This is a genomic window from Arthrobacter globiformis, assembly GCF_030818015.1.
In the GTDB taxonomy this organism is placed as follows: Bacteria; Actinomycetota; Actinomycetes; order Actinomycetales; family Micrococcaceae; genus Arthrobacter; species Arthrobacter globiformis_C.
This window is the reverse complement of the sequence record NZ_JAUSZX010000001.1, coordinates 3,384,006-3,398,323: the sequence shown is the minus strand read 5'-3', so window position 1 is coordinate 3,398,323 and position 14,318 is coordinate 3,384,006. Positions and strand designations below refer to the sequence as shown.

The following is a 14,318-nucleotide window of genomic DNA, read 5'->3' as shown; positions in this document are numbered from 1 at the left end:
ATGGCTGAGCTTGAGGTTGAGATTGTCGCAGCGGACCACTTCGTGTGGTCCGGGGCGGCCAAGATGGTCAAGGCCCGCACCAGCGATGGTGAAATCGGAATCCTGCCCGGCCACTCGCCCGTGCTGGCGATTTTGGCCGAGGGTCAGCTGGCAATCGAGCCGGTTTCCGGCGACCGCATTGCCGTAGATGTTGACGGCGGGTTCTTCTCCGTCGACAACAACCGGGTGGTAATTGTTGCTGACAACGCCCAGTTGGGTGACGCGGCCACTGCGGGGATCCGATAGCACAACCCTGATGGACGTTACTTCCTTTCCGTTCATCGCCATAGCGACCGTGTTTGCGGTGCTGATTTTTACGCTGTGCCTTTTCGGGGTGCGCCGCTTCAACCTGCGGCGCGCCCTGGGCACGGTGGACGCCTCCATTCGTACGGCTGGAAAGAGCTGGCGGATGGGGGTTTGTCGTTATCAGGACAATGAGCTGGAGTGGTTCAAACTGCTGTCTCTCAGCGTCCGGCCCCGCCACCGCTTCAAACGGAGCTCCCTTGAGCTGCTGGGCCGGCGCCAGCCCACGGAGGCTGAGCTGGTCAAGGTCCAGCCCGACGTTGTGATCGTGGAACTTCGGTACGAGGGACAGGACGTTTTCCTGGCAATGAAGTTCGACGCCTACACTGGCCTGTCCTCGTGGCTCGAAGCGGGGCCGGTCATCGGCGTCGGGACCTGGCGCTGAGTTCCAGCTCCCTCTCGGCCACAATACGGCGCCAGCGAATGTTTCAAAACCTGAAAATATTAGTGACACAAAAAATGATCCCCGGCACGAATGCCGAGGATCATTTCGTTTGAGATAAATCTAGACGACGGTTACGCCCGTAGCCTGGGGACCCTTGGCGCCCTGGCCGATTTCGAACTGAACGCGCTGGTTCTCGTCGAGGGTCTTGAAGCCACCGGTCTGGATCTCGGAGTAGTGAACGAAGACATCGCCATCGGAGTCGTCCGGGGTGATGAAGCCGAAGCCCTTTTCAGCGTTGAACCACTTGACGGTTCCCTGTGCCATTTATTTCTCCTCAGTATGGAACTTTTTAAGGCCAGCACACCTCGTACTGGTCTTGGTTACTCCGCGAGAAGAATCCTGGCCTGCACTCCCGATAACCGGAATTGCGTTGCAGGAGCTTCGCGCTCGCAACATGTCTTGCGAGCATGAAAAACACCTACACAAAGACTGATATAAGAATTTCATGGGCAAACCGTCTGGTCAACGGGCAAAACGCGAATTCCGGCAAATTTTGGGCAAATCCGGAGTAAACGGCTGATCACCGGTGGCTACGGAGCCGGGCAGTCAGAAAAGCCGGGATTCGATGTCGTCAACGCCCCGCATCGCGTCGTAATCCAGGGTCACGCAGTCAATGCCGCGGTCCGCCGCGAGCACTCTGGCCTGCGGCTTGATTTGCTGGGCCGCGAAGATGCCGCGTACCGGTGCCAGCAGCGGATCCCGGTTGAGCAGTTCAAGGTACCGCGTCAGCTGCTCCACGCCGTCGATGTCGCCGCGGCGCTTCAGTTCAATGGCCACCGTGGCGCCGCCCGCGTCCCGGGCAAGGATGTCCACGGGCCCGATGGCGGTGAAGTACTCCCGCCGGATCAGGGAGAACCCCTCGCCGAGGGTTTCGATCTGGTCGGCGAGGAGCCGCTGCAGGTCGGCCTCGACGCCGTCCTTGATCAGGCCCGGGTCCTGTCCCAGTTCGTGGGAGCTGTCGTGGATCTGTTCATGGATGTTGATGATGAGCCTGTCGTCCGTCTTGGCCGACTGCACGGTCCACTGCTCGACGACGCCCACTTCGACGTCGGCCTCCTCCGGGGATGTGACGCGGAGAACGGCGGGCGGGCTCATCCAGTTCAGGGGCTTGTAGGAGCCGCCGTCGGAGTGCACCAGCACGGAACCGTCGGCCTTCACCAGCAGGAGCCGGGTGGCGAGGGGGAGATGGGCTTTGAGCCGGCCAACATAATCAACGGAGCAACGGGCTATGACGAGACGCACGCCCTACACCATACCTTCTCCGCAGCCCCTTCTCGGCCGGTGCGCCGTTCACCGGTGGGACACTTGGCCTGCAGTAGCACGGTGTCATGCAGGGCAGGGGAGGGCCACCGGCTGAGGCAGAATGGAGGCATGCCCCGCTCGAACCGTCCCCGCCGCGCCAAAGCCGGACGCGGTGCGGCCGGAAATGCCCCGGGCGGAGGAAAGCACGGCGCAGGTCCCGCCCCGGAACTTGACCTGGAGCGGGCCCGCGCGGGAATCGGCCGCCGGGAAAGTGCGCCGGACGGCGACTGGATGGTGCGGACCATGACAGCCCGCAACGCCGAAAAGACGTACATCTGCCCGGGCTGCTCCACCGCTGTGCTGCCCGGGATCGCCCACCTTGTGGTCTGGGCGGACGACCACCTGTTCGGAGCTGCCGCGGGGCTGGCCGAGCGGCGCCACTGGCACACCAACTGCTGGACGTCCCGCAACTTCCGGTACCGGTAACGCAAGGTGACCCGTGCCGGGGGCAACCCGGCCGGAAGATAAGCTGGTGCGCATGACTTTTGACCCGGCGTCGTACGTTTTCAGCCAGCCATCAGCAGCCACCGCGATCCGCGCCTCCACGGTGCTTCCCGCCCGGCGCGAAAACATCGAAATCCGCACCGAGGACGGCCATACGCTGGTGGGCGAACTGGCGGTGCCGGAATCGGGTCCAATCACTGCCACGCTGATCACCCTTCACCCGCTGCCCACGCACGGCGGCTTCATGGATTCCCACGTGTACCGCAAGGCGTCCTACCGGCTGCCGGCGCTGGCGGGGGTGGCCGTACTGCGCTTTAACACCCGCGGCACGTCCTCGCCGCGCGGAACCAGTGACGGAGCGTTCGAAGAAGGCATCGGCGAGCGGTACGACGTGGAGGCGGCGGTGCGCTTCGCCGTCGAACGGGGGCTGCCCAACCGCTGGCTCGTGGGCTGGTCCTTCGGCACCGAACTCGCCCTCATGTACGGCGCCGTGGAACCGGTGGCCTCCCAGGTGGAGGGCGCCGTACTGCTGTCACCGCCGCTGCACCGCGCCACCGACGAGCACCTGTTGCTCTGGTCGGCGTCCGGCAAGCCGCTGACCGTCCTGGTGCCCGAGCACGACGACTACCTCCAGCCCGCCGCCGCGGAGGCCCGCTTCAGCCTCGTGCCGCAGGCCAGGGTGGTGGGGGTCGACGGCGCCAAGCACCTGTGGGTGGGGGAAAAGCAGGCCGCCCGGGTGCTCAACGAGATCGTCGACGACGTTACGCGTGACGGCTCAGGATCCGCGGGCCTCCCGCAGGAGTGGGAAGGCCCGGTGGCCACTGCCGCCGTCTGAGGCGGACGCTCTAGTGCTTGTCCTGGCGGACGATGTAGATCTCCTTGATGAGCAGCAGGGTGGCAGCCGCCGTCGGGATGGCAATCAGTGCCCCGAGGACGCCGAGCAGGCTGCCGCCGGCAATCACCGAGATCACCGCGACGGCGCCGGGTACCGCCACCGCCTTCTGCATGACGCGCGGCGAGATGAAGTACGCCTCGAACTGCAGGTAGGCGAAGTAGCAGATGGCATAGGCCAGGGCGGACTGCCACCCCAGCGTGAGCGTGATCAGGATGACCACCACGCCGGCGATCATCCCACCAACCAGCGGAATGAAAGCCAGCAGCGCCACGACGAACGCCAGCAACACGGCGAACGGCACGCCGATGATGGACATGACGATGAAGGCGAAGGTGGCGTTCAGGAGGGCCACGACAGCCTGGCCGATGACGTAGTTGCCCACAGAGCGGGTGATCTCCTCGGACAGCGCCTCGACCCGTGAGCGCCGCGAGCGGGGCGCCAGCCGGTAGCCCCATTTCTTCATGGCCGGCAGAGCGGCCAGGAAGTAGAGGCTGAGCACCAGTACGATCAGCGTGCCGAAGAGGCCGTTGGCCACCGTCGAGCCGAAGCCGACCACACCGCCGAAAATGCCGCTCATGGCCTCCGGGTTCTTGACGAACTTGTCCAGCTCCTCCGTGATGCGGTCGCGCACGCCGAACTGGTTGTCCACCGTCCGGAAGAAATCCGAGTTGATGAAGTCGCGCACCCACACCGGGGCCTGCTTTACGAGTTCGGTCACCTGCTCCACGATCGTGGGGATGAGGGTGGCAAAGAAACCGACGACCGCGAGCATCAGCACGGACACTGCCACGAGGATGCCGGCGGGCCGGGGAATCTTCCGGCCCTCAAGCCAGCGCACCACCGGGTCCAGACCGAGGGCGATGAACAGGGCAGCCACGATCCAGAGCAGGAGTTGGGTGGTGTGGGATCCGATCCAGTAGACCAGCAGGGCCAGGCCCACGCCCACGGTGCCCATGAATCCCAGATACAGCGGGTGCTGCGCCGAGATGCGGGGGCCGGGAGAACCGAAACGTGCCCTGTCCCCGGGTTCCTCGGCCCCGAGGTTGTCGGGATGTTCCGGGGGGAACTCAAAACGGAGCCTGGGCTGCGCGCCGGGGATTGGCTGGCGCAGGCGCCTCAACACCGCGTCCAGGGCGGCGGGACGGGTCTTCGTCCGTGCCGGCTTCTGCGGCGTCGCGGGCTGCGGCGCGGTGCCGTGACCTGCCGCGTTCTTTGCGGCTGAGTCCTGGGGTGCCGGCAGGCTCTGGGGGGAGTCGGCGTCGGGCAGATCCTCGGGGCCGCGCGTGGACGGATCCGTGTGTTCAGTCACTGCTTTTTGATGCCTTTACCGTCCGTGGCGCCGCGGCTGCGGGCCGGGTGTGATGATCATCGCAAACACTATCAGCAGCCTTGTGAATAGCCGGGCGGGCGGCGTTTCCCCGGAGTGGCAGCCGCGGCCCTGAACCCCCCGATCCGGCCTATTGGTAACAAAACGGTTACTATTGGAGGTAAACCCCCGCTGATGATAGGTATTCCTTTGCGTTTCAAGACTGCAGTTGCACTTGTGCTGCTGGGCCTCCTGACACTGCTGGCCGGCATCGGGCAGACGACCTTCTGGGCCCCCGCCGAGACAGTGACGGCAACGGCCGCCGCCGGCGAAGCCGCGCCCCTGACCGTTATCGACCAGAAGCTGCGCACCCTCGAAGGTGGATCGGTCACCATCAAGGTCAAGGGCGAGGGCAGCTTCCTGCTCGCCGCAGGACGCCCGGATGATGTCGACGCCTGGGTGGGCAAAACCGCCCACAATACGGTCACCGGACTCTCCGATGACAAGAAGTCGCTGCAGGTGAAGCACACCGACGGCGAAGCCAGCGCGCCGTCGCCGGCCGGCTCTGACCTCTGGGTCAGTACCGAGAACGCCAGCGGCGAGCTCGACTACACGTGGTCCGCCCCGGCCGACGGCGATTGGTCCCTGCTGCTCGCAGCGGACGGAAAGAAGCCTGCGCCGTCGTCCATTTCCATGACGTTCCCCAATGACACCTCCATGCCGTGGGCCGTGCCGCTCATGGTCCTCGGCGGGCTCCTGATCCTTGCCGGTGGGGCACTGCTGGTCCTCAAGCCCAAGGGCGGTGCGTCCGGCGACGGCGGATCCTCCGACGGCGGGTCCTCGAGCAACGCGTCCGCTGACAAGGCCAGCGACAAGCAGGGCAGCCCGTTCGCTCGGCGCGCCCGCGCCAAGGCAGCAGCCAAGGCCGGCGAACGGCCCTCCTCCGCCCGGCTCAGCGTGGTGGTTGCGGCCACCACGGCCGCTGTCCTTGCCGGCGGCGCGGCTGCCGCGCAGGCCAGCACGTCGTCTGCTCCGGCCTCTACCTCCGCTGCATCCACGACGAGCGCATCCGCGGCCCCTGAAGCCGGCGGCACGCCGGTGGTCCTGGACGCCCAGTTCCGCCGCATCCTGGAACAGGTGGCCAGCGCCACCGACGCCGGCGACGCCGCGAAGGACGCCAAGAAGCTTGCCGCCCGGGTTGCCGGGACGGAACTTGAGGTCCGCACCCAGAACTACAAGATCCGGTCGCGTGTGGCCTCCTACGATGCACGCATGCCCGTGCGCTCCACAAAGCTGCTGACTACGGTGGTCACGGACAAGCGCGAATGGCCGCGCTCCGTCCTGGCCGTCACACAGGGTGAAGGCAACGTTGTGCCGCAGCTGCTCACGCTCGTGCAGAATTCCCCGCGGGAGAACTACAAGCTCGTGGGCACGTCACCGCTGCAGCCCGGCACCACTTTCCCGGCGATCGCACGCGGCGGCACGGAGTCCCTTGCCGCGGGCGACAAGTCCGGCCTGCTCTACAGCGGGCAGGAAGCGCTCTCCGGCCTGGCAGACCGGCTGACCAAGTCCAACTCCACGTTCAAGAGCAAGCTGGTGGAAGGGGAGTCCTCCCCGTACATCGCGGACACGCTGTCCTACCAGGCTGACATTGTGAAGGACGGCGTGGACGGCAAGTTCGCGTTCACGCACAAGGTTGTTCCGGAGAACACTGTCGTGTTCCGGACCGAGGACGGCGGGGCCCTGGTCCTTGGCCGCCTGACCTTCAACTTCGACGGCACCCCCAAGGCGGAAGGCGACAAGCTGTCCATTGGCAACGATGCGGCCGTGCTCGCCGGCGGCAAGGAAACCACCACCGGCATGGTGCTGAAGTTCGCCGAATCCGTGGCCGTGTACGTGCCGCCGGCCGCCTCGAAGGATCCGATGAAGCTCGTGGCTGCCACGCGCGGACTGGTTGGCGCCAGCTTCAAGTAGGGAACGGCTTTCCGTAAACCTGCTGTCACTGGAGCGGCCGCGGTGCTTACCGCGGCCGCTCTTGTGGCTAGAGTGGGAGCTATGAGTTCGCCAGCTTCCCGCCCTGTCCCTTCGGCCGCGAGCCAGCTTAACCTTCGCGGCGCCGTCGATCTCTCCTCCCTCAAGCAGCGGCCGGCGCCGCCGGTGCCGCCGGTGCCCAACAATGCTCCCGCGGCAGGCGACCCAGAGGCCCCGCAGGCCGACGGCGGACCCGCCCTCCGCGTGGACGTCACCGAGGCGAACTTCCAGAGCCTTATCGAGCTCTCCGCCCAGGTGCCCGTGGTGTTTGTCCTCTGGGCCGCCTATTCGCCCGAATCAGCCGGCGTGCTGGATGCGCTTGACCGGAACATCCAGAGCTACGGCGGCCGGCTGGTCCTCGCCGCTGCGGACGTCGAAGCGTTCCCTCAACTGGCTCAGGCCTTCCAAGTGCAGGCCGTCCCCACCGCCGTCGCCGTGCTCAAAGGCCAGCCGGTTCCGCTCTTCCAGGGTGGCGCGGACGAGCAGCAGGTCCGCCTCCTGCTGGACGAACTGCTGACGGTTGCCGCTGCCAACGGGGTGACCGGCAGCGTCGGAGGCGGCGCAGGTTCAGCTGAAGAACCCGGCCCCGCCCCTCTGCCGCCGCTTCACCAGAAGGCCTTCGACGCCATTGAAGAGGGTGACTACGCCGCTGCGGCCGCTGCCTACCGGCAGGCGCTCGCCGAGATGCCGGCGGACGCCGAGGCCAAGGCGGGCCTGGCGCAGGTGGAGCTCATGGAACGCCTGCAGAGCCTTTCCGGACCCGAGGGCGAGGCCCTGCGCCTGCTCGCCGCGGATGAACCCGACAACCTCACGGCCCAGCTGGGCGTGGCTGACCTCGATCTCGCGGGCGGCCACGTGGAGGATGCCCTGAACCGCGTGGTCGCGTTCATTGGCAGGAACTTCGGGCCGGAACGCGAGACCGCCCGCGTGCGCCTGCTCGAGCTGTTCGAAGTTGTCGGGACCACGGACGAACGCGTGGGCAAGGCCCGCCAGGCCCTGGCCCGGGTGCTGTTTTAGTGGCAGTGCCCGCGCTGTTCCGGCCCCTGACGCTGCGGTCCCTGGAACTGCAGCACCGCGGCTGGGTTTCGCCGATGTGCCAGTACAGCTGTGAACCCGACGAGGCCCCTGGCGTGCCCAACGACTGGCACCTCATGCACCTGGGATCATTCGCCGCGGGGGGAGCGGCCCTCATCCTGACCGAGGCTGCGGCAGTGAATGCAGAGGGGCGCATCAGTCCACGCGACGCGGGGCTGTACAACGACGAGCAGGCGCTGGGCTGGGAGCGGATCGTCCGCTTCGTGCACCGCCACGGTGTCGCCGACACCAAGATCGGTGCCCAGCTCGCCCATGCAGGACGCAAAGCGTCCACGTACTGGCCGTTTTCCGGCCAGAGCGGATCGGTTCCGGCGTCCGACGGCGGCTGGGAGACGGTGGGTCCGGGCGCCCAGGCCTTCGACGGCTACGCGCCGCCCGCCGCCATGACGGAGGATGACATCCAAGGCGTCATCGCCGATTTTGCCGCCGCAGCGTCCCGTGCCGTGGACATCGGTTTCGACACCATCGAACTGCACGGTGCCCACGGATATCTCCTTCACGAGTTTCAGAGCCCCCTGATCAACGACCGCACCGACTCCTGGGGCGGCAATGCGGAGGGGCGGAACCGGCTGACCTTGGCCGTCATCGATGCTGTCCGCAACGTCATCCCGGAGTCCATGCCGCTGCTGCTTCGGATTTCGGCAACCGACTGGGCAGAGGGCGGAATCAGCGTCGAGAACTCGGTCAGCCTGGCCGCGCAGGCCGCCGAGCGCGGCGTCGATCTTGTGGATGTGTCCAGCGGCGGGGCCGTGGCGCACCAGCAGATCCAGCCCGGACCGGGCTACCAGACAGATTTCGCAGCCCGGATCCGCCGCGAAACAGGAGTCGCCACCGGTACCGTGGGGCTGCTGACGTCCCCGGACCAGGCGGAGCATGTGGTGGCCACCGGGCAGGCCGACGGCGTCTTTATCGCCCGGGCAGCACTGCGGGATCCGCATTGGTGGCTCCGGGCCGCCTTTGAACTTGGCCACGACCTGCGCTGGGCGCCGCAGTATGAACGGGCCGTGCCGCGCCGTACTTTTTGACGGCCGGGCCTTCTGTGTTTTCTACTCCTTCCGGAGGATCCCCCCGGTGACAGGCCGCGGCTAGGGTAAGGGCATGAGCACTCCCTTAACAGCCCTTTCGATCAGGGGGCTTGCCAAGCGCTTCGGCACCAAGATCGCGGTGGACGGCATCAGCCTCGACGTTCCCGCCGGTTCGTTCTTCGGCATCGTCGGGCCCAACGGTGCCGGCAAGACCACCACCCTGTCCATGGCCACGGGCCTTCTCCGCCCGGACTTTGGAACGGCGGTGGTCCACGGGGTGGACGTCTGGGCGCAGCCGCTGGAAGCCAAGAAACTGATGGGCATTCTGCCTGACGGGGTGCGACTCTTTGACCGGCTCAGCGGTGAGCAGCTGGTCACCTACGCCGGGCTGCTCCGGGGCATGGACCGGAACGTGGTGGCGGCCCGGGTGGGGGAGTTGCTCGCAGCTTTGGACCTCAGCCAGGACGCGGGCACCCTGGTGGTGGATTATTCCGCCGGCATGACCAAGAAGATCGCGTTGGCATCCGCACTGATCCATGCTCCGAAGGTCCTCGTGCTGGATGAGCCCTTCGAATCCGTGGATCCCGTCTCCGCCGCCAACATCAGGGACATCCTGGACAGGTATGTGGCCACGGGCGGCACCGTGATCGTGTCCAGCCACGTGATGGACCTCGTGCAGCGGATGTGCGATCACGTGGCCGTTATTGCCGGCGGCCGGATCCTGGCCGCCGGAACGGTCGACCAGGTGCGTGCCGGCGCCACCCTGGAGGAACGGTTCGTGCAGCTCGTGGGCGGCAGGAGCCAGAGGGAGGGGCTCGAATGGTTGCGCACCTCCTGAGGCTGAAGCTCACGCTGCTCCGGAACGGCCTGCGGCGGAGCCCCTGGCAGCTGGTGGGGCTGGCGTTCGGCGGACTGTATGCGCTGTTCATCGTCGCCATGTGCGTGGTGCTGCTGGTCCTGCTCCGCCAGGAGGACCCGGGCCTTGCCCAGACCGTCGTGGTGCTTGGCGGCTCGGCGGCCCTGCTGGGCTGGGGGATTGTGCCGGTCATTGCCTCGGCCGTGGACATGACGCTGGACCCTGCCCGGTTCACGACGTCGGCCGTGCCCATGCCGCAGCTTCTGGCCGGACTCGCGCTCGGCGGCCTCATCGGGCTCCCGGGGATGGCCACCTCGCTCGTCGCCCTGGGCACCGTGGTCACCTGGTCCCGCGGCGTGCTGCCAGCTGCGGGCGCGCTGGTGGGCGCCGTCCTGGGCGTGCTGACCTGCGTGGTGTTCTGCCGGGTCGTCACTACGGCTACTGCGAGCCTGGCGGCCTCACGGCGGTTCAAGGACGTCAGCGGCATCGCCTTCATGGTTCCCCTCGTTCTCCTGGGTCCAATCACCGCCGGCATTTTCCAGGGCATGGCTGGTTCCGGAGCCTTCCTGTCCGACTTGGCCGGCAAGATTTCCTGGACGCCGCTGGGGGCCGCCTGGTCGCTGGGCGGCGATCTCGAAGCCGGGCAGCCCGGCCCGGCGGGACTCAAGCTGCTCGTTGCCGCGGCCACGCTGGCGGGGCTTTCCTGGTGCTGGAAGCTGCTGCTGGAACGTGCGCTGGTCACGCCGCCGTACAGCGGAAGCAGCCGCCGGAAGGGCGGCCGGCTGGGGCTGTTCTCCCTTCTGCCCGCGACGCCGGCCGGTGCCGTCACGGCGCGGGCCCTGACCTACTGGTTCCGTGATCCCCGGTATTCAGGTTCGCTGGTGGTCATTCCGCTTCTGCCGGTTGTACTGGCTTTCCAAGGCAGCCAGACCAACGACTATGGCGTTCTGACGATCACCGGGCCGCTCACGGCGTTCCTCCTGGCGTGGTCCATTTCGGGGGATGTGTCCTACGACAACACCGCATTCGCCCTGCACGTTGCGGCCGGTGTGCGGGGAATCCATGACCGGCTGGGGCGTGCCCTGGCCTGCCTTGCCTTCGCGTTGCCCACGGTGCTGATCCTCGCCATCGTGCCGTTCTTCATCACGGGGACTGGGCGTGGTGGCCCGCCATCCTGGGGATGTCCGTGGGAGTGCTGCTGACCGGGCTGGGCCTGTCCTCCGTGGTGTCCGCGCGCTACACGATTGCCGTGCCACTTCCCGGCGACAGCCCGTTCAAGAAGCCCCCGGGCAATGTGGGGCAGACGCTCGCCGTCCAGTTTTGCGGGATGGGTGTCCTTCTGGTGCTGGTCCTCCCGGAGGCCGGCCTGGTCCTCGCGCAGGTGCTCACCGGAGACCCGCTGTTTGGCTGGATCAACCTGGCACTGGGGCCGGTCCTTGGCACGGCACTGTTCATTGTGGGGGTCCGGGTGGGCGGGCGCTGGCTCGATGCCCGCGGCCCGGAGCTCCTGGCCCAGGTCACCCTCAACCGCTGAAAACACCCAACCCCAGAATTCATCTGCCGGGCGGCGACCCGCCGTGGTTGACTAGCAGGACAGCTGAGAGAAAGGCCGAAAATGGAGGTCGTCATACTTCCGGGCGGCAGGCAGGTTGCCTCCCTCGTGGCAGACGCAGTGGAAAGCCTGCTGCGCGGCAAGCCCGACGCCGTGCTGGGGCTGGCCACGGGATCATCGCCGCTGCCGGTCTACGACGAACTCGCCCGGCGCCACGAGCAGGCCGGCCTGGACTTCAGTCGTGCCTACGGATTCACCCTGGATGAGTACGTCGGGCTGGAACCCGGACACCCCGAGTCCTACCGGGAGGTGATCCGCCGCGACTTTGCGAACCGGGTCAACATCGACCCGGACAACATCCTGGGACCGGACGGAAGCGCACCGGACATCCCGGCGGCCTGCCGCGCCTACGAGGACCGGATCAGGGAGCGCGGCGGCATCGATCTGCAGATTCTGGGCCTTGGCACCGACGGACACATCGGCTTCAACGAGCCGGGGTCGTCCCTGGCCTCCCGCACCCGGATCAAGTCGCTCATCGAGCAGACACGGCGCGACAACGCCCGCTTCTTCCGCAGCCTTGAGGAGGTTCCACACCACGTGGTGACCCAAGGCCTGGCCACCATCCTCGAGTCGCGGCACGCCATCCTGCTGGCCACGGGAGCCCAAAAGGCGCAGGCCGTGCACGACCTGGTCGAGGGACCCCTCGCCGCGATCTGCCCTGCCTCAGTCCTGCAGCTGCACCCGCACGCCTCCATCGTGTTGGACGAGGCCGCCGCGTCGTCACTGAAGCTCGCCGACTACTACCGGCACACCTACGACCACAAACCCGCGTGGCAGGGCCTCTGACCGGAACCTTCGCCCGGGTCCTCCCGCGGCCGCGCCGGCGGAACGGCTAAGATGGTTGCCATGAGTAGCATGACGGATCCTCTCGACAACGACCCCATGCGTGAGCTTTCCGGCGCCGGATCGTCCACCGCAACGATTGAGCGCGAGGAACTGCGCCAGGAAGTGGAGCCCGGCGACCGTGAGCGCTTTGCACACTACGTGCGCAAGGAAAAGATCATGGAGTCCGCGATGACCGGCGAACCGGTCATCGCGCTGTGCGGCAAGGTCTGGACGCCCGGACGGGATCCGCAGAAGTTCCCGGTCTGCCCGATGTGCAAAGAGGTCTATGACGGCCTCCGCCCGGGCAACGACGGCGGCAGCGGGTCCGGCGGAGACTCAGGCAACAACAAATAGTGACGGAGACACTCTTCGGCGGACCCACCCTGCCCCCGGCTTATCCGGAACGTGCAGCCTGGGGAACCGCCCCGAAGCTCCGTGCCTGGCAGCAGGAAGCCCTGGATCTTTACTTCAGCAAGGCTCCGCGCGATTTCATGGCCGTAGCCACCCCCGGCGCCGGCAAGACCACGTTTGCCCTCCGGGTGGCCTCCATGCTGATCGAGGCCGGCACGGTGAACCGTGTCACCATCGTCGCGCCCACAGACCACCTGAAGCGGCAGTGGGCTGACGCTGCCGCACGCGTCGGCATCGCCATTGACCCGAACTTCAAGAATTCGGACGGCCAGCACGGCCGCGGGTTCATCGGCGTCGCCGTGACCTACGCGCAGGTGGCCAGCAAGCCCATGCTGCACCGGGCCAAGACCGAGGCCGCCCGCACCCTGGTGATTCTGGACGAAATCCACCACGGCGGCGAGGCCCTGTCCTGGGGCGACGGTCTCCGCGAGGCCTTCGACCCCGCGGCCCGGCGGCTGTCCCTGACCGGTACGCCGTTCCGGTCGGACACCTCGCCGATTCCGTTTGTGGAGTACACCGAGGACCGCGAGGGCATTCGCCGCTCGAAGTCGGACTACACCTACGGTTACGGCAACGCGCTGCGTGACCACGTGGTGCGTCCGGTCATCTTCATGGCGTATTCGGGGCAAATGCGCTGGCGCACCAGCGCTGGCGACGAGATGGCCGCTTCCCTCGGCGAGGCGGCGGTCACCAAGGACATCACGTCACAGGCCTGGCGGACCGCCCTGAACCCGGCCGGGGAATGGATCCCCGCCGTTTTGGCAGGAGCGGACAAGCGGCTCAGCGAGGTCCGGCGGTCCGTTCCCGACGCCGGCGGCCTGGTGATCGCCACCGACCACGAGGACGCCCGGGCGTACGCCGGCCAGCTCAAGAAGATCACGGGCGAGTCGCCGACGGTGATTCTGTCCGATGATGCCAAGGCCTCCAACAAGATCGAGGAGTTCAGCGCGGGCGACAAGCGCTGGATGGTAGCCGTGCGCATGGTGTCCGAAGGCGTGGACGTGCCGCGCCTTTCGGTGGGCGTCTACGCGACCTCCACGTCCACCCCCTTGTTCTTCGCCCAGGCAGTGGGGCGCTTTGTGCGGTCCCGGAAGCGGGGCGAGACGGCCTCTGTCTTCCTCCCGTCCGTTCCCCAGCTGATGGCGCTGGCCAACAGCATGGAAGCCGAACGTGACCATGCCCTGGACCGGCCACAGAACGATGACGCGGACGGCCTGATGGACCTCGAAGAGTCGCTGATGGACGAGGCGAACCGCGAGGAGAAAGCCTCGGACAGCCTGACCAAGGGCAAGTTCGAGGCGCTGGACTCGCAGGCGTCCTTCGACCGCGTGCTGTTCGACGGCGGCGAGTTCGGCACCGGAGGCGACATCGGCTCCGAGGACGAACTCGACTTCCTCGGCATCCCGGGCCTGCTGGACGCCGAGCAGGTGGGCATGCTGCTGCGCCAGCGCCAGCACGAGCAGCAGGGCCGGAAGAAACGCCAGAGCCCCGCAGCTGCGCCCGCCGCCCCCGCAGTACCGGACCACCGGATGCTGATGGACCTGCGGAACGAGCTGGCGAAGAACGTGGCGGCCTGGTCTGCGCGGACGGGCACCCCGCACGGCGTGGTGCACACGAAGCTCCGGACCGTCTGCGGCGGGCCTCCCGTGGCACAGGCGAACGAGGAGCAGCTTCAGTCCAGGCTGAAAAAGCTCCAGGACTGGTTCATCGGCAGGAAATAGCAGGGTGG

14 protein-coding genes and 1 pseudogene are annotated in these 14,318 nt (G+C 67.0%); 12 read left to right on the top strand and 3 right to left on the bottom strand.

Annotation, left to right across the window (positions count from 1 at the left end):
* Positions 1-285: a F0F1 ATP synthase subunit epsilon gene (locus QFZ23_RS15915; protein ID WP_306924356.1), complete on the top strand. Its 285-nt coding sequence runs from the start codon at positions 1-3 to the stop codon at positions 283-285.
* Between the two features lie 10 nt (positions 286-295).
* Complete coding sequence (locus tag QFZ23_RS15910) at positions 296-727, top strand: DUF2550 domain-containing protein (protein ID WP_306924354.1); 432 nt, start codon at positions 296-298, stop codon at positions 725-727.
* 120 nt (positions 728-847) lie between these two features.
* On the opposite strand, the gene QFZ23_RS15905 is transcribed toward QFZ23_RS15910, so the two are convergent.
* Together QFZ23_RS15905 and nucS are read right to left on the bottom strand one after the other, a co-directional pair.
* A complete protein-coding gene (locus QFZ23_RS15905; RefSeq protein ID WP_003804766.1) occupies positions 848-1,051 on the bottom strand; it encodes a cold-shock protein in 204 nt (67 codons plus the stop codon).
* A gap of 282 nt (positions 1,052-1,333) precedes the next feature.
* Positions 1,334-2,029 carry an endonuclease NucS gene (gene nucS, locus QFZ23_RS15900; protein WP_306924352.1) on the bottom strand — a complete coding sequence of 232 codons (696 nt, stop codon included), beginning with the start codon at positions 2,027-2,029 and terminating at the stop codon, positions 1,334-1,336.
* 129 nt (positions 2,030-2,158) lie between these two features.
* Between nucS and QFZ23_RS15895 the strand changes: the two genes are divergently transcribed.
* Positions 2,159-2,515 carry an ATP/GTP-binding protein gene (locus QFZ23_RS15895; protein WP_306924350.1) on the top strand — a complete coding sequence of 119 codons (357 nt, stop codon included), beginning with the start codon at positions 2,159-2,161 and terminating at the stop codon, positions 2,513-2,515.
* Positions 2,516-2,567: 52 nt separating this feature from the next.
* On the top strand, positions 2,568-3,368 hold the full coding sequence (locus QFZ23_RS15890) for an alpha/beta hydrolase (RefSeq protein ID WP_306924348.1): 801 nt from the start codon (positions 2,568-2,570) through the stop codon (positions 3,366-3,368).
* 10 nt (positions 3,369-3,378) lie between these two features.
* Here the strand turns inward: QFZ23_RS15890 and QFZ23_RS15885 are convergent, their stop codons facing one another.
* Positions 3,379-4,737, bottom strand: coding sequence for an AI-2E family transporter (locus QFZ23_RS15885; protein WP_306924346.1), 1,359 nt, complete (start codon positions 4,735-4,737; stop codon positions 3,379-3,381).
* Positions 4,738-4,929: 192 nt separating this feature from the next.
* Between QFZ23_RS15885 and QFZ23_RS15880 the strand changes: the two genes are divergently transcribed.
* From QFZ23_RS15880 to QFZ23_RS15845, 8 genes and pseudogenes are all read left to right on the top strand, one after another.
* Positions 4,930-6,708 (top strand): hypothetical protein, encoded by a 1,779-nt coding sequence (locus QFZ23_RS15880; protein ID WP_306924344.1) that lies wholly within the window; start codon positions 4,930-4,932, stop codon positions 6,706-6,708.
* A gap of 81 nt (positions 6,709-6,789) precedes the next feature.
* The gene (locus QFZ23_RS15875; RefSeq protein ID WP_306924342.1) at positions 6,790-7,782 is read left to right on the top strand and encodes a tetratricopeptide repeat protein; all 993 of its coding nucleotides are present in this window, start codon (positions 6,790-6,792) and stop codon (positions 7,780-7,782) included.
* A 5-nt stretch (positions 7,783-7,787) separates the two neighbouring features.
* The gene (locus QFZ23_RS15870; RefSeq protein WP_306926892.1) at positions 7,788-8,885 is read left to right on the top strand and encodes an NADH:flavin oxidoreductase/NADH oxidase; all 1,098 of its coding nucleotides are present in this window, start codon (positions 7,788-7,790) and stop codon (positions 8,883-8,885) included.
* Between the two features lie 73 nt (positions 8,886-8,958).
* Positions 8,959-9,723 carry an ABC transporter ATP-binding protein gene (locus QFZ23_RS15865; protein ID WP_306924340.1) on the top strand — a complete coding sequence of 255 codons (765 nt, stop codon included), beginning with the start codon at positions 8,959-8,961 and terminating at the stop codon, positions 9,721-9,723.
* Positions 9,705-11,275, top strand: a pseudogene (locus QFZ23_RS15860) (transporter). The gene QFZ23_RS15865 and the pseudogene QFZ23_RS15860 overlap by 19 nt, the downstream one beginning before the upstream one ends.
* Before the next feature lie 81 nt (positions 11,276-11,356).
* On the top strand, positions 11,357-12,139 hold the full coding sequence (nagB, locus tag QFZ23_RS15855) for a glucosamine-6-phosphate deaminase (protein ID WP_306924338.1): 783 nt from the start codon (positions 11,357-11,359) through the stop codon (positions 12,137-12,139).
* A gap of 51 nt (positions 12,140-12,190) precedes the next feature.
* Positions 12,191-12,532, top strand: coding sequence for a DUF3039 domain-containing protein (locus QFZ23_RS15850; protein ID WP_306924337.1), 342 nt, complete (start codon positions 12,191-12,193; stop codon positions 12,530-12,532).
* Positions 12,532-14,310, top strand: coding sequence for a DEAD/DEAH box helicase (locus tag QFZ23_RS15845; RefSeq protein WP_306924335.1), 1,779 nt, complete (start codon positions 12,532-12,534; stop codon positions 14,308-14,310). The genes QFZ23_RS15850 and QFZ23_RS15845 overlap by 1 nt, the downstream gene beginning before the upstream one ends.
* Positions 14,311-14,318: the final 8 nt, after the last annotated feature.

Bases quoted from the DNA above. Each gene is read 5' to 3' on its own strand.
- QFZ23_RS15915 (WP_306924356.1), top strand. From the start codon at position 1: ATGGCTGAGCTTGAGGTTGAGATTGTCGCAGCGGACCACTTCGTGTGG.
- QFZ23_RS15910 (WP_306924354.1), top strand. From the start codon at position 296: ATGGACGTTACTTCCTTTCCGTTCATCGCCATAGCGACCGTGTTTGCG.
- QFZ23_RS15905 (WP_003804766.1), bottom strand. From the start codon at position 1,051: ATGGCACAGGGAACCGTCAAGTGGTTCAACGCTGAAAAGGGCTTCGGC.
- QFZ23_RS15895 (WP_306924350.1), top strand. From the start codon at position 2,159: ATGCCCCGCTCGAACCGTCCCCGCCGCGCCAAAGCCGGACGCGGTGCG.
- QFZ23_RS15890 (WP_306924348.1), top strand. From the start codon at position 2,568: ATGACTTTTGACCCGGCGTCGTACGTTTTCAGCCAGCCATCAGCAGCC.
- QFZ23_RS15880 (WP_306924344.1), top strand. From the start codon at position 4,930: ATGATAGGTATTCCTTTGCGTTTCAAGACTGCAGTTGCACTTGTGCTG.
- QFZ23_RS15875 (WP_306924342.1), top strand. From the start codon at position 6,790: ATGAGTTCGCCAGCTTCCCGCCCTGTCCCTTCGGCCGCGAGCCAGCTT.
- QFZ23_RS15865 (WP_306924340.1), top strand. From the start codon at position 8,959: ATGAGCACTCCCTTAACAGCCCTTTCGATCAGGGGGCTTGCCAAGCGC.
- nagB (WP_306924338.1), top strand. From the start codon at position 11,357: ATGGAGGTCGTCATACTTCCGGGCGGCAGGCAGGTTGCCTCCCTCGTG.
- QFZ23_RS15850 (WP_306924337.1), top strand. From the start codon at position 12,191: ATGGTTGCCATGAGTAGCATGACGGATCCTCTCGACAACGACCCCATG.